We start from the raw sequence: 23720 nt of genomic DNA, 5'->3' as shown, positions 1-23720 counted from the left end.
GTAGCATGAATATGAGTTATGAAAGCTATCTGATCAGACTTTCACGATATACACTGGGCTTATTCTCACTGGCAATAGGGGTCACTTTATCGATCAAGTCGCAGCTGGGAGTATCCCCGGTGAATTCACTGCCTTATGTAGTCAGTAAAGTAATGAATTTGGAACTTGGACTGGTCACTACACTGGTTTTTACAGTGTACGTGCTGATGCAGATTCTTCTGCTGAGAAAAGACTTTAAAATCTATAATTTAGCGCAGATTCTAGTTGCATCGGTCTTTGGTTATTTTGTTACGATTACCAATCACCTGTTTCAATGGATTTCAACCCCACAGTTTTTTGCAGGCAGAATCCTGCTGCTGGTGCTCAGTATTCTCATTGTTGCCTTTGGGCTTTTTCAGTACTTGAAAGCAGAGCTTATGGCGCAACCAGCAGAAGGACTGGTCCTAGGGATATCCAAAATCAGCAAATATCCTGTCGCAACAGTCAAACTTTATTTTGACTGCACCGTTGTACTGCTGTCTACGCTGATATCCTATCTTAGTTTTGGGAAGATTGTAGGCGTAGGAATAGGAACCGTGATTTCTGCATTTATGATAGGAAAGACGCTGCACTTGATGCATGAGTTCAGCGCTCAGTATGAAACAAGAAAACTAAAAACATTAGAACTTAGGAGGAACAGCAATGGATGAAATGAACAAACCCCTTAAAGGTGTCAAGGTCGTTGAGCTGGCAAATTTTATTGCAGCTGCCACCGCCGGTAGATTTATGGCAGATTTAGGTGCGGATGTGATCAAGATCGAATCATCAAAGGGAGACCCGCTGAGATTTACCGCGCCATCGGAGGGAAGACCTCTTGATATGTATGAAAATACCACATGGGAGCTGGAAAATGCGAATAAGAGATGCATTTCCATCAATATGAAGGACCCGGCAGGTAAAGAAGTGTTTTTCAAACTGTTGGATGATGCCGATGTTCTCATTACCAACTGGCGAGTACAAGCATTGGAAAGAGCTCATTTAGACTATGAGACACTCAAGAAGAAGTATCCTAAGCTGGTATATGCCATTTGCACAGGTTATGGAGAGATGGGGCCGGATAAGGATCTTCCTGGCTTTGACTTTACAGCATATTTTGCTCGTGGAGGATATTTGGATTCCTTGAGACAAAAGGGTACCATTCCCATGAATGTGGTCCCAGGAATTGGAGATCATAATGTGGGAATGAACTTGGCAGCAGGAATTTTAGCTGCGCTCTATAAAGCGAAGACCACAGGAAAAGGGGAGAAAGTATCAACAAGTCTTTTCCAAAGCGCGGTATTTAATATGGGTATGATGGTTCAGGCAGCTCAGTATAAAGATATTGGCAAGCCTTATCCGATTTCTGTAAGAGAATCCGCTAACCCGTTTAATGCTGCGTGGAGAACGAAAGATGACCGGTTTATCCAGACTTGTATGCCAGATTATAATACATATTACAACCGATTTATGACGGTACTGGGCAGGGAAGATTTAGTGGATGAAGAAAAATACTATCCAGTTCAGAATCTACAGAGAAATGGCCTGGGGCATGAAGTCTACGATATCTGTATGAAAGCCATGGGGGAGCAGGATGTTCCTAGTTGGCGAGAAAAATTGACTGCAGCGGATATCCCATTCAGTGTAGCTCAATCCTGGGAAGAAATTCTTGAGGACGAGCAAGCATGGGCAAATGACTGTTTCTATCGGATGAAGTATGAGAACGGCAATGAGCGCACGCTGGTAAGACCGCCAGTGAACTTCCATGAAATGGGAAGTGCACCTTATAACAGGGGACCACTCATTGGTGAGCACGGACATGAAATTCTGAAAGAACTTGGATATTCAGCGGAAGAAATCGCTGAAATGGAAAAAAATAATGCGCTCTTTGTTTGGCGGAAAAATAAAGAATAACCACAGAGTTTTTGTATGATATAGGGTTCGTGAACAATTCTGAATCAAAATCATGCAACATGAAAAGTCATAGAGCATCAGCATATTTCAATGCATGATACCTATGACTTTTTTGCTTTTTATATAACATATCGATTTCATAGAATAATGTTGATTCATAAGAGTAGAAGAGATTCTTCAGGCGCTTATTTCAGCAAATATAAACCAATGGAAACATCAGAAATATTCAGGATACTTCAGCTTCATTTCTTCGATAAACTCTGTTTTTTGTATGCTCATTAAGTGTGTCGTTACGATTTTTTTGCAAGCCGGAAAATCCCTATCAAGAAGTGTCTGGAAAATTTCTTTATGCTGGTTCACGATCAGGTTGATCTTACTGCATGCAGTAACTTCGAAGTTACGCCAACGTTGCAAATGGATCGAATGATCTGACAGGACTTCCATTAATGTGCCAAGACCCACGCTGTTTAAAATAAGCTTATGAAAATCATCGTCAATTTTCTGGAAAGTATTCTCATATTCTTGAATATCTATATTCTTCTCTTGTTCTTTTATGTTGTTTTCCAGCTTATGAATCAGTTCTTCAGACAAGCCCTTGTCGATAAGCTTTTCAAAGGCATCCAGTTCAATCAGGTATCGAATATACATGATCTGATTGATAAGTTCCAAGTTAAAAGGGCTAATAAAGGTTCCAATTTGCGGTAAGCGAGTTACAAGTTTCATCTGTTCAAGCTTAGAAAAGATGGTTCTTATTGTGCTTCTTGAAACATTATAGTATTCTGCCATTTCATTCTCACTGATCATTGAACCGGGTTTTAAATCTAGAACTCGAATGCGTCTGCTTAAATCCTGAAGCAAATCTTCTGCTGATATGGATGAGTATCTCATATTTATAGTCTCCTAAAAGGAACCGGATAAGCTGTTCCTATATATATTATCATTGTAATGACAATTATATCATATTTTATGGGATAATGAAGAAAGAAGGAGCTTGTAAAAGCTGAACTAGGTTTACAAGTAAGTTGCCTAGATTTAATCAAACAAAGTCAGAAGGAGTATGAAGATGAGGATTTACTATGACGATATGCTGGAAACCTTCCAGAAGATTTTACTGAAGAGAGGTTTTTCAGAGGAAAGAGCCTATGAAGCCGCAGAGAATTTTGCGAAAACAAGTCTTGATGGCGTCTACAGCCACGGGGTCAATCGCTTCCCAAGGATCATCAGCCAGATTGACACTGGCATCATAGAGGTGGAGAAAGAAGCCGTCTGTGAGATGTCCTTTGGGGCTATGGAGAGGTGGGACGGACAGCTTGGCATTGGAAATCTCAATGCCAAGAGAGCCATGAAAAGAGCCTGTGAACTGGCCGATCAGTTTGGCATTGGACTGGTGGCTTTAAGAAACACCAACCACTGGCTGCGAGGTGGCGCATTCGGATGGCAGGCGGCAGAGGAAGGGTATATCGGTATCTGCTGGACCAATACCATGCCCAATATGCCAGCTTATGGCGGGAAAGATCTCCGTATTGGAAACAATCCCTTTATCATGGCGGTTCCAGGAAAAGATGGAGCTCATATTGTGGTGGATATGGCGCTCTCCCAGTTCTCCTACGGGAAAATGGAGACCTTGAAGCTTGCAGGAAAAGAGCTTCCGGTTCCAGGGGGGTATGATAAAGAGGGGAATCTCACAAAGGATCCTGGTAAGATCCTCGAAAGCTCCCAGGTGCTTCCCATTGGCTTCTGGAAAGGCAGCGGATTTTCGTTGGTTCTTGATATGATCGCTTCCATCTTAGCTGGCGGCGACAGTGTTTCTGAGATTCCCAGCGATTCTATGAAAGAAAAAGGACTGTCTCAGATTCTTTTGGCCATAGATCCCAGAAAGTTCTCCAGTATGAAAGAGATAGAAAAAATGACAGAACGTATTATTTCCTTCACCAAGGATTCGGAACCTTTGAGAGAAGGAGGGGCAGTATACTATCCAGGGGAGTCCACCATAAAGCGACGGGAGGAAAACCTTAGAATGGGGATTCCCGTAGAGGAAGAAATCTGGAGAATCATTGAGTCTCTATGAAAAAAAGGTCAGCTGTGCGTACAGCTGGCCTTTTATAATCGCAAAAAAATCACATAATGTGATTTAGTGGTATGTCACAACAAAATATATTGCGTAATGTGAATATTAGGTTTAGGATGATATCAAAGAACACGATACGTGAATATATTGAGAGGAGAGAATCGTATGAAACCCATCACTTTAAAGAAATTGAGAAATTTTAACCTGATCATGGGGGTGCTTCATTTTGTGCAGGGTGTGGCGATGCTTTTTCTGGCCACCACAGTGATTCAGCAGATTGCAGAGTTTTCACCGGTGATCACGCAGAACTTCCTGGCATTCAACACAGAAACCATGAGCCTGGAGCTTCAGTCCAAAGAACTATTCCAGCTGCCCTTCGGCATCCTTGTGGCTTCATTTCTTCTGATTTCCGCTGCAGCTCACTTTCTCATTTCTCTTCCAAAGAAGCTCAATGAAAAGTATGGAAAAGATCTGGAAATGGGCATCAATCAGTTCAGATGGTTTGAGTATTCCCTGAGTTCCTCTATTATGATTGTGCTCATCGCAACACTTTTTGGAATTTATGACATTGCTTCCCTGGTGCTGATCTTCATTGTCAATGCATCCATGAATCTCTTTGGGCTTGTCATGGAGCAGCTGAACGCAGGACGTAAAAAGGACAAAGTTATCTGGGGACCCTTTATCTGGGGATCCATTGCAGGAATCGCACCATGGATAGCCATTCTTCTCTATATGTTTGGCACCGGCAATTTCAGCGATGTGCCATGGTTCGTATGGGCCATCATCGGAACCTACTTTGTAGCTTTCAATACCTTCCCGGTGAACATGGTACTTCAGTATAAAGGCATCGGTAAGTGGAAAGACTACATCTATGGAGAAAGAGTCTATATCATTTTAAGCCTGGTGGCGAAATCCATCCTGGCCTGGCTGGTTCTCTTCGGAGCCATGCAGCCATAACGCAATCATCACATCTCTCTCTTTATACTCCCTGAGGTCAGTTTGACTTCAGGGATATTTTTTGCCAGAAGTTCTAAAATGAACTGAACCGAAATGTTCATATAATCTTTAGAAGTTTTGTGGTCAAAGTATCCCTCGGATAGGATAAACTGAGAGATAAGAAAAACGCTATGTGCCAACAAATATCCATAAGTATTTTGCCACAGGATGAGAGGGCATCAAAGCTTAACTATGTAAACGAAGGAGACGATACTATGTCAAATCATGAATACTATATGAAAGAAGCCATAAAACTATCCGCATCGGCCATGGAGCACGGAAACGAGCCCTTTGGAGCGGTTCTTGTGAAAGACGGGGAGATTGTCTGCACCTATGAAAATCAGATTCATACCATGACAAATCCGACGCTTCATGGAGAAACAGGACTCATCAGCAAGTTCTGTCAGGAAACGGGGATCACAGACCTGTCAGAATATACCCTGTATTCCAGCTGTGAACCTTGTTTCATGTGCAGCGGAGCCATGGTTTGGGCAAAGCTCGGAGAACTTTACTATGCTGCAAGCAATATGGATTTAGAAGAGATCTTAGGTGGGGAAGGTTCCAAATGTTCGGAGATCGTCTTTCGCCATTCCCACCATAAACCAAAGGTGACAGCAGGTGTTTTGAGGGAAGAAAGTCTGGAGATACTGAGAGAGTATTTTGGAAAATAGCAGCAGCTCTAATCTAAACCATAAGAAAATGAACATAAACCATAAGAAAGAAGCTTATCCAAGTGAGACGGATAAGCTTCTTTTATTAGCTTTTATAGATCATGGATTATCCGCTACTTATGGATTCGAAGATCCATGAGCAGTTCATCGAAGTAGTTGCCCCGTATGAGGAAATAGTCTTTATGGACACCAGTCTTTTTAAAACCCAGCTTCTCATACAGCACAATTGCAGATTCGTTGTCCGCTTTGACGCCAAGGCTCACAGTGCGGATGGTGCCTGAGTTTCTTGCAAAGGTGAGAAGCTCTTCCATCACATGACGGCCTATACCCTTCTGCCAGTGAGCTTTTTTCACAGAGAGAGCAATCTCGGCATTATGGGCAATTCTTTTTCTTGGCAAGCTGCTGATCTGTGCCACGGAAACAATCTCAGAATCCAAAAGGCCCAGGAGCATCAGGGTACCAGGCTGGCTTTCAAGACTCTTGAGATAGGAAATCTCCTGCTCTACAGTCAGTGGAAACTCATTTTCACCAAAGAGAAGATTGTCGCTTTCGCCACCCACTTGGTTCAGGTAGGAGAGGATACTCGTTGCATCTTGTTCTTCAGGTTTTCGGATGGTGAGTAGTTCTCCGTTTTTTAGTGGAAGCTCTTTCGGGTCGTGGTGGTTCTTAGCCGCACTCATTTCATCCTCTCCTAAAATGGTCCAGCTCTTTTCGCAAGAACTCGGAATCCTTGTAGATGGCTCTGCCAATGCCGATGAGATCGGACTCCTCATTGACAAGTATTTTTTCAGCGGCAAGAAGATCTGTGATTCCTCCCGTCAGAAGGACAGGAATATGGAGGTTCTTTTTCAGCTCTCCTGTGAGATCCCGGAAATAGCCTTGTGTGTTTTCATGGGGATTGGTATAGCCTGCAAACCCTCCGGAGACATCCAGAAGATCGAGTCCCTCTCTTTCCAGAATCTTTGCGGTTTCCATAGAATCCTGGATGGTGGTGCCTCCTTCCTGATAATCTGAAGCCCCAAGTCTCAGAAAGACGGGGTAGGATTCGCCAACAGCCTCGCGGAGAGCCTTCAGCACTTCCAGGTGGATTCTTCTTCTGTTCTCAAGAGAGCCGCCATAGCCATCGGTTCTTTTATTGGTCAGAGGAGAGTAGAACTGATTGAGAAGATATCCGTGGGCAGAATGGATTTCCACTGCATCAAAGCCTGCTTCTTTGGCTCTTCTTGCGGCAGCACTGAAATCAGAAATCACTTTCTTTATGTCCTCTTTCGTCATCACCCGCACTTCCTTCTCCGGATGACTGGACACCCCAAAGGGAACCACAGATGCGTCGCTGGGCCTTGCATACATTCCGGCATGATTGATCTGAAGGCAGGAGAATGCTCCATTTCTTCTAAGAAGATCCGAAAGAGCCCGAAGACCCTCCACATGAAGGTCCTTGGAGGCGGAAAGCTGATTTTTATTGGCACGGCCTTCTTCAGAAATGAAGCTGTGCTCCACGATCACAAGACCCAGGTTCTGGTCTCGTGTTTTTTCATCATAATAGCTTAGGATCTCATCACTCATGGCACCATCAGCCTTCGCCTTGGCTGTGGCCATGGGCGGCAGTGCCAGCCTGTTCTTCAGGGTGAATTTTTGCGTGGAGAGGGGAGTGAGAATTAAACTCATAAGTAACATCCTTTCATTGGGGCGTTTTCTTCATCCATATAGATATGTTAAAGGTTCTGTGGACATCCTGCATAATATCAGTATACGGAAAAACACCGGTTTTGTATTGTTTTTTTGGCACGATTTCATCCTCTTTAATAGCTCTATACAGCAGAGAAGCTGCAGAACACTTAGACGTCCATACCCGGAAAAGCAGAAGTTTTCATCTTATGGAGCTTATGGGAGAATTCGTGGATCATATCAGGATAGCTGAAATCCTCCACCCCAAAATGAACTTCATCTTTCATGATTTTTCTGTATTGATGGGCGGTCAAGTGAAAAAGATCCTTCATGATGGCATTGAGATACTTCTGATCACTGAACCCACAGGATCGGACAATCTCTTTCACCGGCAAGTCCGTATTTTTTAAAGAAGCAATGGCCTTTTCCAGCCGGATCTTATGGAGATACTCCTGAAAGGAAATACCCAGAATCTCCTTGATAAAGTGGGAGAGTCTTGTAGGACTGATTCCAGTAAGGCTTCCTAAAATAGCCAAGGTGATTTTTTCATGGTAATGCTCTTCTATATACGTGCTGATTTTCTGAAATCGGAGAAGATACTCGTCATAGTTCTTCTTTTTGATGTCGAGATATTTCTGCTGAAGACGAACGGAGTACAGGTCAAAGACATACATATTATAAAATCCCATGAGCTTGTAGCGGATATTCACAGTGGACCCGCCAGACTTCATCAGCAGAATGAGCTGAGACATGATGAGGGGCACCTCATGATATTTGTGTGCCAGTTCATCAAAGGTAAAGACTCTGTTTTGAAAGGGGAGACGTTCGAAATAGAGATTCAAATCTTCCAGATACTTTCTCTTGAACCGGAAAGAAGCCGAATAGGTAGGCCCCTCGGACCTCATGGCGTGTCTTTGATTCACATAAAAAATAAATACGGTATCCGGCAGAAGAAGGTACTCCTTACCTTCACACCATACGGTGGCTTCGCCGTCCAAAAGCCAGACAAACTCAATCTCGTCATGGGCCGTTTCTTCATGATTCATGCTGGCGTTGAAATAGCATTCAAAAGGCAGATTGTAGACTTCAAACACATCTTTACAGTTCTGATCCATGGGAACCTCACAGTCATTCCATACTTTAGCTCATCTTATCATACTGTTAAAAATATGACAATTAGGCTGAGTAAACTCGGTCTTTATGTATTGTAGGAATCAATAGAATCTTATATTGTTAATTCAGTAACAATATAAGGGGGAGTATCATGCCATTATTAAGTATTTTCGTTTCCATGGTCTTCTACATGCTCTTTCTGTTTCTCTTTCTGGAATACTCCAGAGAAAAGCAGCAGTTCTACAAGTGGTTTTCGATCATTGCCTTGTGCTCTTTTCCTCTTTGGTTTCTCAACATCGACTCCTGGTTCCGATGGGTGAAAACCATCAGCATCCTGATTCCACTGGTGTTTTTCAATTACATCAGGATCTCCAACGACGGGCATCATGAAAAAAGCTTTATGAGGCTGAAAGAGAAGTGGCCCATGTGGATTCTCTACGCCATCCTCATGCTGAACATCATTGAAGCCATGCTTCAGGATGCCTCTTCAGGATACTATTTCAATGCGGCATGTGGACTGATGCTCTGTGTGACAATACCTTTGCCAACGAAGCACTGGAGAGTGGGTAAAAATGATGGGAAGAACACTTTTGCGGAAATTCTCGCAGATCTGCCTCTTGCCTGGTGTCTGCTCTATGTGACCTGGAATGCTGCCTTTGTGTATGGGGAGAACATTGCCTATTTTGCCTCCAGTCTCTGCATCCTGCTTGTGCCACAGATCTGGATGTTCTTTAAAAAACGCGTAGATTTATGGCTCATGGCAAGAGTGTATACTCTGGCAGTTCATCTTCTGATTCGAGCCTCTTACGATATCTTCACTCCAGTGATGGACTCCAGTGCCTGGTTCAGTGCAGATTTTCTGAGGATTTGGGGGATCGTGAATTTTGCCCTTCATCTCGCCTATGTTTTGTACGTGTTTTCCAAATCACGGAAGAAAGAGACTGTTCTGAAATACTCTGAAAAATACTATGCCTATGAATAACAAAGATAGAAGGGGGAAAGTATGTTGACCACTCAGATCAATTTACTGAAATTCGTAAATAAAGTATCCATGACAAAAATGGGCTCCAAAAACGGAGTCACCGAAACAGATCCCAGATTCAAGCTTCTGGAGAAGATTGTCACAGAAGAAATGGCGGAGGTAGCTCTGGCCCTGGAGTACCGGGTTCACTTAACTGCAGAGGAGATTGCCAGAAAGTGCAAGAAGCCACTGGAACGAACCAAGGAGCTCCTTTGGGAGCTGGCCATGGCAGGGGTTGCTACGGTGAAACGGGAAGGGGAGGAGGATACCTACTGGTATGAGACCTGGGTACCCGGAATCTTTGAAATGGTCGTGAACAACAAAGAGAATACAGCAAAGTATCCGGAAATCGGGAAAGCTTTCGATGATTATGGACTCATGAGAAATCCTATCGCTGCTGGAAATTTCCCCGTGGGGCTGGGTCTCATGAGGGTAATCCCCATTGAGTCTTCCATCGATGGATCCTCCAGAAGAGCTTCCTCTGAAGAGGTATCCAAATATATCAATGAAGCCCGTGTTCTATCCGTGTCAGACTGCTCCTGCCGAACTTCAAGAGAAGAGCTCAATCAGGGGTGCGGACATCTGAAAGAGGATATGTGCATTCAGCTGGGTGACGCAGCAGAATACTACATCCGGACGGGGCGGGCACGGGAAGTGACCAAAGAAGAGGCTTTTGAGATCATCCGAAAAGCAGAGCGGGACGGTCTTATGCACTCTATCCCCAATACGGAAGGAGACGGCCACACCCATGCCATCTGCAACTGCTGCGGCTGCAGCTGCTATGCGCTCAGGGCAGCCAGTATGTACAATAACCCCGATATGGTGCGCTCCAACTATGTAAGCACCATTGACGAGACCAAATGTGTGGGATGCGGAGAATGTGTGGAGGTCTGTCCCACCAATGCCATTAGACTGGGGCATAAACTGTGTGTCAAAGATGAGGTGAAGGTATCCCCTCGAACAGAGTACCCCCGGGATACGGAGTGGGGACCGGACAAATGGAATCCAGAGTACCGGACCAATAGAAAAGAAACACTGGAAACGGGCACCGCTCCATGTAAAACGGACTGCCCGGCACATATTTCCATACCCGGCTATATCAAGCTGGCTTCCCAAGGGCGGTTTGAGGAAGCCCTTGCCATGATCAAGAAGGACAATCCTTTTCCTGCTGTATGCGGACGTATCTGTCCGGCCCTTTGTGAAAATGCCTGTACGCGAAGTGGTCTTGATGCATCTGTTGCCATAGATGACATCAAAAAATTCATCGCAGAACGGGATCTACATAGTGACCAGCGCTTCATCCCGGAGATCAAAAAAAGCTATGACAAGAAGATTGCAGTCTTAGGAGGAGGACCCTCCGGTCTCAGCTGCGCGTATTATCTGGCGGTGGAAGGCTATCAGGTGAGTGTTTTTGAAAAAGAACAGGAGATGGGCGGGATGCTGCGGCACGGTATCCCAGCGTTCAGGCTCCAGAAAGATGTCATAAAAGCTGAAATCGAGATCTTAAAAACATTGGGCGTCGAGTTCATCACCGGCGTAGAGGTGGGGAAGGACATCACTATAAAGGAGCTTCGGGAGAAGGGCTTCCAGGCGTTTTATGTGGCCATTGGCGCTCAGAAAGGAAAGAAGCTGTCTCTGGAGGGAGAAGATGCACCTAATGTGACTTCAGGCGTGGATTTCTTAAGAGAAGTATCTCAAAAGGAACCAGCAGCTCCTCTTGGAAAAACCGTAGTCATCGGGGGTGGGAATGTGGCCATTGATGTGGCGAGAACGGCCTCCCGGCTCCATCATGAAGGGGTTCAGATGTTCTGTCTGGAGGAGCGGGACTCGATGCCTGCTTTAAAAGATGAGGTGCACGAAGCTTTAGAAGAAGGCATTGCCATTATGAACAGCTACGGTCCCAAACGCATTCTGACTGAAAACGGAAAGGCTTATGCCATTGAGTTTATGCGGTGTTTACGTACTTTGGATGAAAATGGAAAGTTTAATCCGCTGTTCGATCCAAAGGACTGCATCACCGTTGAAGCGGATACCATTCTTCTTTCTGTAGGACAACAGATCCATTGGGGAGATATGTTTAAGGGGCTGGAAATCGAGATTCATCCAAATGGCACCATCGCTGTGGATCCACAGACTCTCCAGTCCAGCATCAAGGACATTTTTGCAGGGGGAGATGCAGCCACAGGACCCAAGTACGCCATCCATGCCATTGCCCATGGCAAAGAGGCGGCCATTTCCATTCACCGATTTGTCCATAGAGGCCAGAGCCTTGTCTATGGACGAAGCAACAAAGTTTTCGTATCCGTGGATAAGGATGCTGTGGATTTCAGCGGCTATGATACCGTAAGCAGAGAACGGGTATATACGGTAAGAGAAGAGACTGAGACATTCGGGTTCAGTGATCCAAGAGGCATCTTAACGCCAGAACAAATTAGGAATGAGACCATGCGCTGCCTGTCCTGTGGGATTTCTGTGGTGGATCCGTTTCTTTGTGTAGGCTGTGGTGCATGCTCCACCAGATGCAAGTTTGATGCGATTAAAATGGAAAAAGTCTATGATGCCGTTGGAGTGGATTTTCCAGAACTGAAACCGCTGATAGTGAAAAATGTCCTCAAAAGAAAAGTACGGATTGCGAAAAAGAAAGTCATGAGGAAAATTTTAGGCTAAAAAGCACCAGTGATAAAGAGTAGAGAAGATGGGGTACTCCCATCTTCCAGCTCTAAAATCTGATGTTCTGAAGAGAAGAAGACAAGGAGTATCTTTAAGTGAGGATACTCTTCTTTTTGTACACAAGTTTTGGTATGTTTTGGATTCATGTCGAAAAAAAGGGACAGCTGGTGTATTTTTGTTATTTTAAATATAGTATTATAATAATTAAAATAAAACAAGAAAATAAGGCTGATTTATAAATAGTGTATTCATAGAGTTTTTATTCAGTTGTGTATAAAAGATCAAGTTCATATAAGAACTCTGTTATGCTGTTGGATTGAATAAGCGTTTCCCGAAGTATATGCAACAATTCACAGAATAATTTGTTATTTTATGCGAATCTGATTAGTTTATTCCTTGAAACAGAACATTCATAATATTCATTGACAACCTTATAGTCAGTTGATAAATTTAAATTAGCATTAAAAAATTTAAAAAATGGAAGTTGGTGAATATATGGGAAAGAATAGAAAGAAGAGACTGCATGTTCTATATTTTCTGGTGCCCTGTCTGCTGCTGTTTGTTCTTTTCACTTCCGCCACGTACCTAGTTGTTCGGAACCGGGTGAAGAATCAGTATGAGACCTTTGAGAATTCTTCAGAAAATCTTGCCAGAAGTTACAAAGCGACCATAGAAAACTCTTCAGAAGCGTACCGTATGTTCAAAGAAATCCTTGGTCAAAAAATGAGAGCCGCAGCAGAATCGGTGCTCTTTTACAATGGAGTCACAGATGAGGAGAATCTGAAGGTTCTTGGAGAGAAGCTGCAGCTGGATGCCATTTATCTGTATAATCCGGAAGGAACTCTTGTGAGTAGCATGGATGGACAGTTTGTGGGGTGGAGCCCTTCGCCGGGTCATCCTGTGGAGAGATACCAAAAAAGTGGAGACTATTATCTGGAGGAAAACATCCGTCAGGATACAGAATCGAAACTTCATTATAAATATGTTTATATCAGAAGAGCAGATGGATACTTCTATCAGCTGGGGGTCCTTGCGGAGAGCATCAATGGCTTCATGGCCCAGTTTGAATCCCAGGCTCTTTTGGATCAGATCTATGACGAACATAAACCCTATCTTGTGCTTTTATTAGACCGGGATGAGACCGTCCAGGCTTCCAGTGAGGGTTCTTATATTGGAAAGAAGTATGGAGAGCTTTCACTTCAGATGAATACGGAAACTGTCTACAGAACTGGAAGAACAGAAATACAGGGCATACCTGTGTTTCTTACAGTGACTCCGGTGGCAGCAGAGGAGGAACAAGGCCTTCTTCTTCTGGCCTGGGATCTTCGTGGGATGGATCTTGAAGTGGAAAAGATCATCTTTATCGGGGTTCTCATATTCATTGTAATCTTTCTTATTGTCACAGGGACGCTCTACTATGCATTCAAGAAGAGCAAGAAGCTCTATGAGATTGCATATTATGAGGAAAGAACAGGGCTTCCCAATGAGCAGTTCTTCAGAGAGTATGTGAATAAAGAAATCCACAATCATCGGCTCCAGGGGAAAGATTTCATTCTGCTTCATCTGGAAAACCTTGCCATACTCGGCCACACCTATGGATATGAATACGGGGAACTTCTTCTGAAGGAAGTTTCAGAGAGGATCCGGACCCAAATGGGGACAGACCAGGAGCTGTTCTTTCTGGATGGGGAGTACCTGGGCATATTCTGTGAAACCTTAAGCCAGGAAGGCAACAGAGGGTTTCTAAGAAATCTGCAGAACCTCTTTTCTCAGGATTTCTCCACGGGAGATGAAAGAGACAGGCTGCAGGTGAGGATAGGTGTTGTGCCTGATATTGGGCAGTTCAGAAGCTCTGCAGCGCTCCTGAAAGCAGCGGCCATTGCCGCTAGAAAGAATACTCAGCATGATGTGGAGAGCATTCCGTATTTTGACGAGAAAATGGAGGAGCATGCGGAAAGGGAAAGAAGCATCTTGAGAAATCTCAGACTGCTCCTTGAGGAGAAAGACTTAAAAAGTGACATCTTTTTCCTGCATTTTCAACCAAAGATCAGTCTGGAAACTGAAAGAATCATGGGTTTTGAGGCATTGGCACGATTCAGGATTCCAGTCTATGGTATGATTCCCCCGTTGGAGTTTATTGAAATCGCAGAAAGAAACCATCTGATCTATGATCTGGGGCTTCTCATTCTGAAAAAAGCCTGCGGTTTTTTGAAAGAGCTGGATCAAGCGGGCAAGAAAGGCTTAACTGTGGCCGTCAATATTTCAGTGCTGCAGCTATTAAGAAAAGAATTTACATCCCATGTGGAAGAAGTGCTGAAAGAGTATGAAACGGACCCGGAGATGCTGGAGTTTGAGATTACAGAATCCATCCTTTCTGACAATTTTGATCTCATCAATCTGAAGCTGAGACAGATCAGAAAGAAAGGAATTAAAGTATCCATGGATGATTTCGGCACAGGATTCTCCTCCCTTGCAAGACTTCGTGAACTATCCATAGATGCCGTGAAGCTGGACAGGCATTTCATCAGCAGAATCAAAGAGAATGAAAAACCTTCCTATATCTCCATAGACATCATTTCCATGGCCCATCGTGTGGGGCTCATGGTGGTGGCTGAAGGCGTGGAAACAGAAGAGCAGCTGGAGTTTCTGAAGAAGCATCAGTGCGATTACGCCCAAGGCTATTACATCAGTATGCCTCTGGAGAAGGAGAAAGCTCTGGAGATGCTCGCAAAAGAAAGACCAGGGAATGGTTTCAGAGAACTGTCCTCTTAGCATAAAGAAAGATGAGTAAAACCCTGGTGGAAGCCGGGGTTTTATTCATGTTCCAGGGAAAAAGGGAGAGGCTACTTCAGGAACAACGTCTATTGGATTTGGAGTATAATGGGTAGTGAAAGAATAAAAAGAGGGAGGGAGCAGTATGAGTGAAGGAACCTGTGGTCATGGATGCAGCCATGGACTCAGCGAGAAAAGCTGCATCAGCAGGGTGCCCATCTTCAATCACCTGGAGGAAGATAAAATGGAAGAAATCTCTGCGCTCATCGAAAGCCTGTCTTACCGTAAAGGGGAGCTGGTGTATCAGGCGGGAGAATCTTCTGATGCCCTTTATATCATCAGCCAGGGCAGGGTGAAGATCTACAGACTTTCAGAGCAGGGGAAAGAGCAGCTTTTAAGGATTCTTCAGCCAGGAGATTTTACAGGGGAGCTGGCGCTGTTTAATGAAAAGGTCCATGACTCCTATGGAGAAGCTTTGGAAGACACAAGAATCTGCAGCATCCGGAGAGAGGATCTTCAAAGACTGCTTCTGAAGTATCCTACCATCTCCATGGAAATCCTCAGTGAGTTCTCGAAGCGTCTGGATGCCCAGGAAAGGCAGACAGCAGCCATTGCCACTGAAAAAGTGGAGACAAGGATTGCACTGTATCTTCTGAGTCTCATGGAGGAAAATCAGAAGGAACTCGTCACGCTTCCCATGATGAAGAAGGATTTGGCATCACTTCTTGGGACGACTCCTGAAACCATCAGCAGAAAACTTGTAGAGTTCGAGGAGAAAGGTCTCATGGTTTCTCTTCCGCAAAACCGTATCCGGATTCTCCAGAAAGAGGCCTTGAAGAACCTCTGATGTACACAGGGTGGCGACTGGTGTTCAAGCTGTGAGAATGATTTATAGCATCGGGTGAAAAAGTTTGGGATTCCGGTGGTTTTCATTCTGTTTCAAGGAAAATCCGGTGGAACTTTCCTCTCTTCGCCGTTATAATGGGAAGTAACAAAGGGGAAATATCGGGGGATAATTTTATGTATGAACATGCTTTTCTGGAAGTTCTCGATCGGGAACTTGTTGTTGCTCTGGGGTGTACAGAGCCCATTGCCATCGCGCTGGCTTCTGCTGTTGCCAGCAAGCATCTGAAAGAGCCACTGGAGTTTCTTGAGGTCTATGCCAGTGGAAACATCATCAAAAACGCTATGGGTGTGTCCATTCCTGGGACAGGGAAAACTGGAATGAATCTGGCTGCAGCCCTGGGGTCTTTGGGGGATGCGGACAGAAAACTTGAAGTGCTCTCTGGCATCAGTGAAGACAATATTCTGGAAGCCACCCGCATGATCTCTGCAGGCAGGATCAGAATCAAGAAGGCAGATACACTGAAAAAACTTTATATTGAAGTGTGTGCAACGTCTTTACATGGCTACTCAAAAGTCATCATCGAAGACAGGCATACCAACATCACACATATTGAAGCCGATGGTGAGGTGCTTTTTGATCTCAAAGAGCAGGTTCTTCAGAAAGAGGAAGAGTACAGCTTCATGAATATGGAGACGATTCTGGAGTTCATTGAGAGCGTCCCAGTGGATAAACTGGGGAAAGTGGAAGAAAGCATCCGGATCAACAAGAAAATTGGAGAAGAGGGAATCCGTAGAGAGTATGGACTGAAGGTTGGCAAAACACTCTTTGAAGCCATGCAGAAGGGTCACCAGTCCAATGATCCCATCAATTATGCCATGGCACTGACTTCAGGAGGTTCTGATGCGAGAATGGCTGGTTCATCGTTAAGCGTCATGAGTAACTCCGGAAGCGGCAATCAGGGGATCACAGCGACTCTTCCTGTCATTGCATTCTGGGAGAAAATGAATCTGTCAGAAGAGCTTCTTCTGCGCTCCGTGGCTCTCAGCCATCTCATCACCATCTATATGAAAACCAAGTTCGGCAGGCTGTCGGCGCTGTGCGGAGCAACCATTGCCGCCACAGGAGCCAGCTGCGGGATTACGTATCTTCTTAGCGGGAAGAAAAAAGAAATCCATGGTGCCATCCAAAATATGCTGGGGAACGTCACAGGAATGATCTGTGATGGAGCCAAAGGAGGCTGCGCCTTAAAAGTGGCCACCTGCACCAGTGCAGCTTGCATGTCTTCCACCTTGGCCTTAAGCGGCATCGCCATTGGGTGTCAGGAGGGAATCATCGAGGAAGATGCGGAGAAAACCATTGAAAATCTGGGGATTCTCAGCTGTGAAGGCGGACAAGAAGCGGACCGGATCATTCTTGGCATCATGCTGGATAAGGAAAATAAACGAAAAACCACATAAGATCACTACGGCTTAAGCTTCTTTCTGGAGTGCTTTGGCCGTTTTTTTTTGAGAATAATCAGAGAAAGTCAGATATCTTCATTATTTTGTTAAGACTGACACAAAGAGTATGATAAAATGATAGAAAGAGGTGAAGAGATTATATGCGTAAAAGAACTTTTATGATCGTTTTAATTTTATTTTTTTTCTTAAGCAGCATACCTGTATGGGCAAACTCAGCTCCGGTCTATTGGGAAGCATCACCATCTTCCAATGTGATGATTGTGGAGGATAATTCTCCCATCACGGTTCTGAAAGAGAATCTGACCTTTGATTTCAGTGAGAACCTGTTAGAGGATTATTCCATCGTGGCCAAAGTTACAGCAGAGTATACCATGAAGAATACCTCAGAGAATGAGATCACCTCGTCCATGGTATTTCCTTATTTCGGGAATTTTTCTGGAAGCAGAAAACCAGGTGGACAAGTGCTTATAGATGGAAGCCCTGTGCCGTATACCCTTTATTATGGTGATTCCTATCGGAAGGAAGATCAGGAAGAGGATAAGCTTGATCTGAAAGCTGCTTTGGAAGAGGTGGAGACTGGCAGTTATGAGCCTAAGAATTTCAGTTTGGATGAACCTGGTGTCCTCTATCAGGTAACCTTTAAAAACTTGAAGAAAGATCATTTTACAGGAAAGGTGTCTTTCCCGCTAGAGGGAGCTGAAAAGGTATTTGCAAAGAATCTCAACAGTTACGGGTATTCAGGGGACTCTTATGATATCGGCACTTCAGTCCGGTATCAGGACACCATGGAAATATTTTTCCTGGGAGAGGCGCTGGATCTGATGCCAGAGGCTCACACCTTTGAAGGAAAAGAGCTTACAGAGAATGAGGATTATACGGTGGAGATCACAAAAAAAAGCATGCTCTTTCAGGATTATTATGAAGAGATGGTTGCAGATAGTGAGTATCTGGGATATTTTGTCATAAACAATCAGACGGAGAGGAATTTTTTCCTGAAGAATCTGGATGATGCCTTTGGTGCAGCAAGACTTGTGACGGAGGACGATCTGGCACAGTTTCTCTACGAGGAGCGGCTTATTTTCCTTTACTATGAAACACCTTTTCAGGCGGGAGAGGAAAAGACCATCTCCATCTCTTATGAGGCTGGAGGAGCCATGGACCGCCGCAGTTCGAAAGATCCAACCTATACTTTTGAATACCTTTTGAGTCCGGCAGGATACTTCAAAGATTTCAAAAATCTTATCCTTCGTGTGCTGCCCTCTGAAGGATACCCTTTTGTGATTTCCTCCAGTTTACCTTTGGATAAAAAAGAGAGCGGTGAATATGTTGGCGTCTTTGACACCCTTCCAGAGAAGGAGCTCACTTTTACCATGTATCGGGAAGAGAAAATCACCTTGGTGGACCGCACTGAAGGATTTCTTTCAAGAAATCTCTACGCGTTTCTGTTTTCTGGTGCAGTCTTTCTAGTGTTCCTGGCCGCTTTAGTCGTCGGGCTTGGGATTCGGGGACTCATCCGGTTCAAGCGTCACAACAGGTAAGATGGTAAAGAATCACCACCCAGGAAAAAACCAGCCAGGTGAAGTGATACATGAGCTTATAGTAATAAAAATTGAGAAGACATAAAGGAGAGAACAATGAAGCTTTATATGAAACAGAAGGTGTTTTCCTTCGCAGACAGGTTCTACATCAAAGATGAGGAAGGAAGAGACCGCTACTATGTGGAAGGGGAGCTGTTCTCCTGGGGGAAAAAACTTCATGTCTATGATGAGAACGGTCAGGAGGCTGCTTTTATCCAACAGAAAGTATGGAGTTTTCTGCCTAGATTCTATGTGTACATAGATGGTGAGGAAGTGGCTGAAATCGTCAAGGAGCTGACCTTTTTCAAACCTTCCTACAGCATTGAGGGACTCAACTGGAGTGTGTCCGGTGACTTTTGGGATCATGAATACGAGATTTACGAAGGAAATGACTTTGTGGTATCCATTTCTAAAGAGTGGTTCACCTGGGGGGACAGCTACGTCATAGATATTGCAGACCATGTGGATGAAAGGTATGCACTGGCGGTGGTATTGGCCATCGATGCAGTGATCGCGCAAGCCAGTGCAGCAGCTTCCAGCTGATAAGGAACGAGGAGTGAATCCAAATGAAGAAAAAAAGGATCGTAGAATGTCTCTGCCTTTTGACGTTGCTGCTCTTTTCCGGATGCAGCGGTCCAAACCAGATGGAACCATCTGGTGAACTGCCCAAACCTCCTTCTTCACTTCCACTGGAAAAAGAGGGAGAAGAGATTGTAGAGGGCATCACCATGAAGCTTGTGGAAGGTACGGTGTCCCCTCAAGGCTTGGAACTGGAATTTCTGAACACAACAGACAGAGAAGCTCTTTTTGGGGAGGATTTCATACTTCGAAAACTTGTTCAGAATCAGTATGAGGATCTTCCGGTGGTCATTGAAGGGGACTATGGGTTTGAAGATATCGGATATGGGCTTCCCAAGGGAGAAAAGGTCCTTCATGAGGTGGAATGGGTCTGGCTGTATGGAGATCTTGAAGAAGGGATCTACCAGCTGGAGAAGAAAATCATTCTGCGTAAAGAGGATAGTGGTATTGAACTTCTACCCTACTATGTTGTTTTTCAAATCGGGAAGTGAGTGGCTGAGAAATCGAAATGAAGCAAAAGAAGGTAATTGACGAAGGTTCCGAAGGGTGTGAACTATAGTGAAAGGTGGATGGATCATGTCTTCCAATATAAAATCAGCGTATTTTTCATTTCTATTAGGCGGAATCAGTCTGGTTGCAGCAGCTGAGGAAGTCTTCTATGACGGGTGGATTCTCATGGTGGCGCTGCTTTTGATTAGCGCAGGAGTCGCCCTCTATGATGGATTCCATAGGATGAAGATCGAAAAAAAGTTCAGAAAACTGTACTTAATAGAAGATGTAGAGGAAAAATCTGTGTTTCACGAGGCGGATTTAGACACACTCCTGCTGTATCGTATTCTAATCATGGTGGTGGCGATGCTAACCGCAGCAGCATGTGTGTTGAGCTTCATTGTTGTAAGGTTTCATTATGTGTCACTGTTTCTAGCCTTCTATATGATCCGTATGTATGACTATTTGCATCAGATTTCAAAGGTCATAGAAGAGAAGAAATGGGCGAATTTTCTCCTGGAGTATAAGAATCGGGGATATGAATAAAAGGCAAACAGCTTCAAAGGCTTCAGAGAAATCTGAAGCCTTTTTTGTCTGAATTTTGGACAGAAATATACTTGTGGTATACAATAGGGGTAACAACATTGTTAAGAATATGTAAGGCTAGGTGTGTATCATGAATGTGGATGTTCTTTTAGAAAGAGCACTTTCTGAAGTCAAGTTATTGAAGGAAGAGGAGATTTTCCTTGTGAAAGACCTCTTTAAAGGATATGAATGGAACAGGATTCCAGTGAAGGACAGGCTTCTACTGGGAACACTTTTTCTTCATGAAGTTCATAAAGAAAAGGTTCCGGTTCTTGCGGTGGAGAAGACTTCTTCCCATCAGCAGAGATACCAGAGAATATCCGGCTGAATGTAACCCGGCCAGCTGCCTGAGAAGGCAAATCTGACTAGAGAAAGGATGACGGTTTTGTATGTAATTAGATCTAAATTCATGGAGGTGCTGACCTCTGTGCTGCCCATCACGGTGATGGTGCTTCTTCTTCACTTTACGCTGACGCCCATGGAAGGACCCATGATCTGGCGGTTTCTTCTTGGGGCAGTCCTCATCATGGTGGGGCTTACTTTATTTCTCATCGGTGTCGATATTGGGGTCACACCTCTTGGGGATTACACAGGAACAGCTCTTGCGAAATCCAATAAGTTGTGGATTGTTCTCATGGCAGGAGCAGTGTTGGGATTTTTCATTTCCATTGCAGAGCCAGGGCTCCTGGTTCTGGCCAATCAGGTGGACTTTGTCACATCAGGGCAGATCTCTGCAAACAGCATTCTCATCATTGTGTCCATAGGACTTGCCGTGATGCTGGCCCTGGGGTTTCTTCGTATTTTCTATAATATCCCATTATACAAAGTGCTGATGGTGCTGTATATTCTCATTTTTGGACTTGCGATCTTCACTTCCAAAGAGTTTTTGGCCATTTCCTTCGATGCCTCCGGAGCTACCACTGGAATTCTTGCAGTTCCTTTTATACTCTCTTTGTCTGTAGGAATCTCGAAACTGAAAAAAGACAGCAAAGCTTCGGAAAAAGACAGCTTTGGACTGGTGGCCATTGCTTCCACCGGAGCCATCATTGGGGTGATGATTCTGGATTTGGTTAAAAGGACGTCGTCTTTCAGTGCAGAGCTGGAAACAGCAACAGGATTTTCATACTCCGTGCTGGGAGCTTTTGTATCCTTGGTGCCGGATATGGTTTTTGAGAGTGTCATTGCGCTGTCACCGCTGCTTGTGATCTTGCTCCTCCTTCAGAAAGTGGTGTTCAAGCTTCAGAAGAGAGAACTGCGTAAAATGGTCAATGGATTCATCTATGCGTTCCTTGGGCTTGTGATCTTTCTTATCGGCGTCAATGGAGGATTTATGGATGTTGGCACAACCATTGGCACAAAGCTTGCTCTCATGGAGAACAAGGGCTACATTGTTGTCATCGGGTTTATCCTGGGGGTTGTGACCATCCTGGCAGAGCCTGCAGTATATGTTCTGACCCATCAGATTGAAGAGGTCACCAGTGGTTATGTGAAAAGAATTGCGGTGCTTGTGCCCTTGTCTCTTGGTGTGGGGGCTGCAGTGGCGTTGTCAGTTGTGAGAATCCTGGTACCTGGGATTCAGCTGATGCACTACCTGGTTCCAGGGTATATCATTTCTCTGGGGCTGATGTTTATTGTGCCGAAGCTTTTTGTGGGCATTGCCTTTGATGCAGGAGGTGTGGCCACAGGACCGATGACTGCCACATTTATCCTTGCTTTTGTGCAGGGTGCAGCCAATGCTTTTGAAGGTGCAGATCTTCTGGTGGACGGGTTCGGGATGATCGCCATGGTGGCCATGGCGCCAATCATCACATTGCAGCTCTTAGGGCTGGTGTTCCAGAGTAAAGCAAAGAAGAAGGGAGCTGTGAAGAAAAATGAAGTTCATAAATGATATCCTCGGCTATGAGCTGATCTATGTCATTGTAGATTATGGAAGAGGGAGCAAGGTGCTCCAAACGGCAAAGAAACTTGGAGTTTCAGGTGGTACTGTGTTTCATGGAAAAGGAACGGTGAACAGTCAGCTGCTCAAGTTCCTTTCCCTCTATGAGGAACGGAAAGAAATCATCCTTCTGGGCGCTGAGGAGAACCTTGCAAGGAAGGTCATGGAGAAGCTCCATAAGAAATTCTGTTTTGAGAAGCCTCATCATGGGATCATGTTCTCAACAAGAGCCTTTGATGTATACGGGTCCAGTTGCAATGTACGCCATAACGGAGTAGAAAGTGAGGAGAAGAAATCAATGTATCAGATAATCATGACAGTGGTGAACCGTGGTTTGGCGGAGGATGTGCTGGATGCAGCCCAAGAGAAAGGATCCAAGGGAGGCACCATCATCAATGCAAGAGGATCAGGAATACACGAAACCATGAAACTCTTCAACATGGATATTGAGCCGGAAAAGGAAATGGTGATGATTCTCACAAAGAAAGAGGAGATGAAAGAAATCGTGGAAAACATCCGTAAAAAACTTTCCATTGATGAACCGGGCAACGGCATCATCTTTGTACAGGATGTGGTAGAGACCTACGGTATATTCGAGTAACAGATGCTGGGCACGAAAAAAGGGATTCGCTGGGAACAATGTCATTAAGTTAATTAAACCAAATAGAAGACTGGATTCTGGATTTCCTGTAAATCAGAGTCCAGTCTTCTATTTTTACTGAAATAAGTAGACTTCAGTATTTTTCTGCATAGCAAACAGGCGGGTTCACCCCGCCGGATTTTGACTTTACCGGGATTTACGCTATTCTATAATTAAAGCTGACAAAAGTCCTGAACTTGATCTGACGCGGGAAAGCTCGTTCTCTCCGGATGGGGAGAATGTACTTTTGGATCAGCTTGCAGATGTCTAAGAAAGCATTGTTCTCCTTGAAATAATGTTTGCAAATGCTGATGGCTTTCGAAAAATTGACTTGATAGTCATGTTTTCGGTCCTTCTTCTGAATCACTACGTACGAGGTAATGATTGAACAGAAGTTGTACATCGTCATTTTTGCAAAGATTTCTTGAGCAATGCTTTCTTTCTTTTTGGAATGCAAATGTGTTAAGGCCAAAGTGTGTTTGAGCTCACGGAACGAAGTTTCAATCCCCCAACGAAGATAGTATAGCGATTTGATCTCCTTCGGTGGGAAGACATCTCCCTCCAGATTCGTGATAAAGCATTGGTATGATCCATCGTCCAACTGCACTTTGACCGCACGGAACGAAATCGGATAGTATGGTGTGTTCTCGTCAAGAAAATCGAAAGTTACACTTGTGGGTAAGAACTTATAGCGATCCG

22 protein-coding genes are annotated in these 23720 nt (G+C 44.4%); 17 read left to right on the top strand and 5 right to left on the bottom strand.

Features of this window, described 5'->3' with window-relative positions:
* The first annotated feature begins 11 nt into the window (after positions 1-11).
* Entirely contained in the window at positions 12-689 is a 678-nt protein-coding gene (locus tag BM243_RS13965) for a YczE/YyaS/YitT family protein (protein ID WP_074913058.1), read from the top strand.
* Positions 682-1929 (top strand): CaiB/BaiF CoA transferase family protein, encoded by a 1248-nt coding sequence (locus BM243_RS13960; protein ID WP_074913056.1) that lies wholly within the window; start codon positions 682-684, stop codon positions 1927-1929. Before BM243_RS13965 ends, BM243_RS13960 begins: the two co-directional genes overlap by 8 nt.
* 216 nt (positions 1930-2145) lie before the next feature.
* On the opposite strand, the gene BM243_RS13955 is transcribed toward BM243_RS13960, so the two are convergent.
* Positions 2146-2817, bottom strand: a complete 672-nt coding sequence (locus BM243_RS13955) for a GntR family transcriptional regulator (RefSeq protein ID WP_074913054.1) — start codon at positions 2815-2817, stop codon at positions 2146-2148.
* Between the two features lie 175 nt (positions 2818-2992).
* Between BM243_RS13955 and yiaK the strand changes: the two genes are divergently transcribed.
* The 3 genes from yiaK (at position 2993) to BM243_RS13940 (ending at position 5664) form a co-directional block, all read left to right on the top strand.
* Complete coding sequence (gene yiaK / locus BM243_RS13950; RefSeq protein ID WP_074913052.1) at positions 2993-3997, top strand: 3-dehydro-L-gulonate 2-dehydrogenase; 1005 nt, start codon at positions 2993-2995, stop codon at positions 3995-3997.
* 165 nt (positions 3998-4162) lie between these two features.
* Entirely contained in the window at positions 4163-4954 is a 792-nt protein-coding gene (gene heR / locus BM243_RS13945; protein WP_074913050.1) for a heliorhodopsin HeR, read from the top strand.
* Between the two features lie 254 nt (positions 4955-5208).
* A complete protein-coding gene (locus tag BM243_RS13940; protein ID WP_074913048.1) occupies positions 5209-5664 on the top strand; it encodes a nucleoside deaminase in 456 nt (151 codons plus the stop codon).
* Between the two features lie 113 nt (positions 5665-5777).
* On the opposite strand, the gene BM243_RS13935 is transcribed toward BM243_RS13940, so the two are convergent.
* From BM243_RS13935 to BM243_RS13925, 3 genes are all read right to left on the bottom strand, one after another.
* Positions 5778-6344, bottom strand: a complete 567-nt coding sequence (locus tag BM243_RS13935) for a GNAT family N-acetyltransferase (RefSeq protein ID WP_074913046.1) — start codon at positions 6342-6344, stop codon at positions 5778-5780.
* Position 6345: 1 nt separating this feature from the next.
* Positions 6346-7332 carry an NADH:flavin oxidoreductase gene (locus BM243_RS13930; protein WP_074913044.1) on the bottom strand — a complete coding sequence of 329 codons (987 nt, stop codon included), beginning with the start codon at positions 7330-7332 and terminating at the stop codon, positions 6346-6348.
* A gap of 170 nt (positions 7333-7502) precedes the next feature.
* Entirely contained in the window at positions 7503-8447 is a 945-nt protein-coding gene (locus tag BM243_RS13925) for an AraC family transcriptional regulator (RefSeq protein ID WP_074913042.1), read from the bottom strand.
* A 149-nt stretch (positions 8448-8596) separates the two neighbouring features.
* Between BM243_RS13925 and BM243_RS13920 the strand changes: the two genes are divergently transcribed.
* The 12 genes from BM243_RS13920 to BM243_RS13865 all read left to right on the top strand — a co-directional run bounded on the left by BM243_RS13920 (position 8597) and on the right by BM243_RS13865 (position 22982).
* Positions 8597-9427 carry a hypothetical protein gene (locus tag BM243_RS13920; protein WP_074913040.1) on the top strand — a complete coding sequence of 277 codons (831 nt, stop codon included), beginning with the start codon at positions 8597-8599 and terminating at the stop codon, positions 9425-9427.
* A gap of 21 nt (positions 9428-9448) precedes the next feature.
* Positions 9449-12133, top strand: a complete 2685-nt coding sequence (locus tag BM243_RS13915; protein ID WP_074913038.1) for an FAD-dependent oxidoreductase — start codon at positions 9449-9451, stop codon at positions 12131-12133.
* A 498-nt stretch (positions 12134-12631) separates the two neighbouring features.
* Entirely contained in the window at positions 12632-14908 is a 2277-nt protein-coding gene (locus tag BM243_RS13910) for a putative bifunctional diguanylate cyclase/phosphodiesterase (RefSeq protein ID WP_074913036.1), read from the top strand.
* 145 nt (positions 14909-15053) lie between these two features.
* Positions 15054-15755 carry a Crp/Fnr family transcriptional regulator gene (locus BM243_RS13905; protein WP_074913035.1) on the top strand — a complete coding sequence of 234 codons (702 nt, stop codon included), beginning with the start codon at positions 15054-15056 and terminating at the stop codon, positions 15753-15755.
* Positions 15756-15928: 173 nt separating this feature from the next.
* Complete coding sequence (locus tag BM243_RS13900) at positions 15929-17212, top strand: L-cysteine desulfidase family protein (protein WP_074913033.1); 1284 nt, start codon at positions 15929-15931, stop codon at positions 17210-17212.
* A gap of 143 nt (positions 17213-17355) precedes the next feature.
* The gene (locus BM243_RS13895) at positions 17356-18753 is read left to right on the top strand and encodes a hypothetical protein (protein WP_074913032.1); all 1398 of its coding nucleotides are present in this window, start codon (positions 17356-17358) and stop codon (positions 18751-18753) included.
* A gap of 96 nt (positions 18754-18849) precedes the next feature.
* Positions 18850-19335 carry an LURP-one-related/scramblase family protein gene (locus BM243_RS13890; protein WP_074913030.1) on the top strand — a complete coding sequence of 162 codons (486 nt, stop codon included), beginning with the start codon at positions 18850-18852 and terminating at the stop codon, positions 19333-19335.
* Between the two features lie 23 nt (positions 19336-19358).
* Positions 19359-19862 carry an immunoglobulin-like domain-containing protein gene (locus BM243_RS13885; RefSeq protein WP_074913028.1) on the top strand — a complete coding sequence of 168 codons (504 nt, stop codon included), beginning with the start codon at positions 19359-19361 and terminating at the stop codon, positions 19860-19862.
* An 85-nt stretch (positions 19863-19947) separates the two neighbouring features.
* Positions 19948-20406, top strand: coding sequence for a hypothetical protein (locus BM243_RS13880; RefSeq protein WP_074913025.1), 459 nt, complete (start codon positions 19948-19950; stop codon positions 20404-20406).
* A gap of 130 nt (positions 20407-20536) precedes the next feature.
* Positions 20537-20773, top strand: a complete 237-nt coding sequence (locus tag BM243_RS13875) for a single-stranded DNA-binding protein (RefSeq protein WP_431602462.1) — start codon at positions 20537-20539, stop codon at positions 20771-20773.
* Positions 20774-20830: 57 nt separating this feature from the next.
* The gene (locus BM243_RS13870) at positions 20831-22333 is read left to right on the top strand and encodes a DUF1538 domain-containing protein (RefSeq protein WP_074913023.1); all 1503 of its coding nucleotides are present in this window, start codon (positions 20831-20833) and stop codon (positions 22331-22333) included.
* Positions 22317-22982 (top strand): P-II family nitrogen regulator, encoded by a 666-nt coding sequence (locus BM243_RS13865; RefSeq protein WP_074913021.1) that lies wholly within the window; start codon positions 22317-22319, stop codon positions 22980-22982. Before BM243_RS13870 ends, BM243_RS13865 begins: the two co-directional genes overlap by 17 nt.
* A gap of 196 nt (positions 22983-23178) precedes the next feature.
* On the opposite strand, the gene BM243_RS13860 is transcribed toward BM243_RS13865, so the two are convergent.
* A partial coding sequence (locus BM243_RS13860) for a transposase (protein WP_143093601.1) occupies positions 23179-23720 on the bottom strand: 542 nt, incomplete at its 5' end.

The sequence above is a fragment of the Proteiniclasticum ruminis genome (genome assembly GCF_900115135.1).
Classification (GTDB): domain Bacteria; phylum Bacillota; class Clostridia; order Clostridiales; family Clostridiaceae; genus Proteiniclasticum; species Proteiniclasticum ruminis_A.
The sequence above is the reverse complement of the archived record's forward strand: the minus strand, read 5'-3'. Positions and strand labels throughout refer to the sequence as shown.

What these genes read in the sequence shown, in the direction of transcription:
- BM243_RS13960 (WP_074913056.1), top strand. Translation starts at nt 682, where the DNA reads ATGGATGAAATGAACAAACCCCTTAAAGGTGTCAAGGTCGTTGAGCTG.
- BM243_RS13965 (WP_074913058.1), top strand. Translation starts at nt 12, where the DNA reads ATGAGTTATGAAAGCTATCTGATCAGACTTTCACGATATACACTGGGC.
- BM243_RS13895 (WP_074913032.1), top strand. Translation starts at nt 17,356, where the DNA reads ATGCGTAAAAGAACTTTTATGATCGTTTTAATTTTATTTTTTTTCTTA.
- yiaK (WP_074913052.1), top strand. Translation starts at nt 2,993, where the DNA reads ATGAGGATTTACTATGACGATATGCTGGAAACCTTCCAGAAGATTTTA.
- BM243_RS13915 (WP_074913038.1), top strand. Translation starts at nt 9,449, where the DNA reads ATGTTGACCACTCAGATCAATTTACTGAAATTCGTAAATAAAGTATCC.
- BM243_RS13900 (WP_074913033.1), top strand. Translation starts at nt 15,929, where the DNA reads ATGTATGAACATGCTTTTCTGGAAGTTCTCGATCGGGAACTTGTTGTT.
- BM243_RS13880 (WP_074913025.1), top strand. Translation starts at nt 19,948, where the DNA reads ATGTCTTCCAATATAAAATCAGCGTATTTTTCATTTCTATTAGGCGGA.
- BM243_RS13940 (WP_074913048.1), top strand. Translation starts at nt 5,209, where the DNA reads ATGTCAAATCATGAATACTATATGAAAGAAGCCATAAAACTATCCGCA.
- BM243_RS13885 (WP_074913028.1), top strand. Translation starts at nt 19,359, where the DNA reads ATGAAGAAAAAAAGGATCGTAGAATGTCTCTGCCTTTTGACGTTGCTG.
- heR (WP_074913050.1), top strand. Translation starts at nt 4,163, where the DNA reads ATGAAACCCATCACTTTAAAGAAATTGAGAAATTTTAACCTGATCATG.
- BM243_RS13890 (WP_074913030.1), top strand. Translation starts at nt 18,850, where the DNA reads ATGAAGCTTTATATGAAACAGAAGGTGTTTTCCTTCGCAGACAGGTTC.
- BM243_RS13875 (WP_431602462.1), top strand. Translation starts at nt 20,537, where the DNA reads ATGAATGTGGATGTTCTTTTAGAAAGAGCACTTTCTGAAGTCAAGTTA.
- BM243_RS13955 (WP_074913054.1), bottom strand. Translation starts at nt 2,817, where the DNA reads ATGAGATACTCATCCATATCAGCAGAAGATTTGCTTCAGGATTTAAGC.
- BM243_RS13905 (WP_074913035.1), top strand. Translation starts at nt 15,054, where the DNA reads ATGAGTGAAGGAACCTGTGGTCATGGATGCAGCCATGGACTCAGCGAG.
- BM243_RS13930 (WP_074913044.1), bottom strand. Translation starts at nt 7,332, where the DNA reads ATGAGTTTAATTCTCACTCCCCTCTCCACGCAAAAATTCACCCTGAAG.
- BM243_RS13925 (WP_074913042.1), bottom strand. Translation starts at nt 8,447, where the DNA reads ATGGATCAGAACTGTAAAGATGTGTTTGAAGTCTACAATCTGCCTTTT.
- BM243_RS13935 (WP_074913046.1), bottom strand. Translation starts at nt 6,344, where the DNA reads ATGAGTGCGGCTAAGAACCACCACGACCCGAAAGAGCTTCCACTAAAA.
- BM243_RS13910 (WP_074913036.1), top strand. Translation starts at nt 12,632, where the DNA reads ATGGGAAAGAATAGAAAGAAGAGACTGCATGTTCTATATTTTCTGGTG.
- BM243_RS13920 (WP_074913040.1), top strand. Translation starts at nt 8,597, where the DNA reads ATGCCATTATTAAGTATTTTCGTTTCCATGGTCTTCTACATGCTCTTT.
- BM243_RS13865 (WP_074913021.1), top strand. Translation starts at nt 22,317, where the DNA reads ATGAAGTTCATAAATGATATCCTCGGCTATGAGCTGATCTATGTCATT.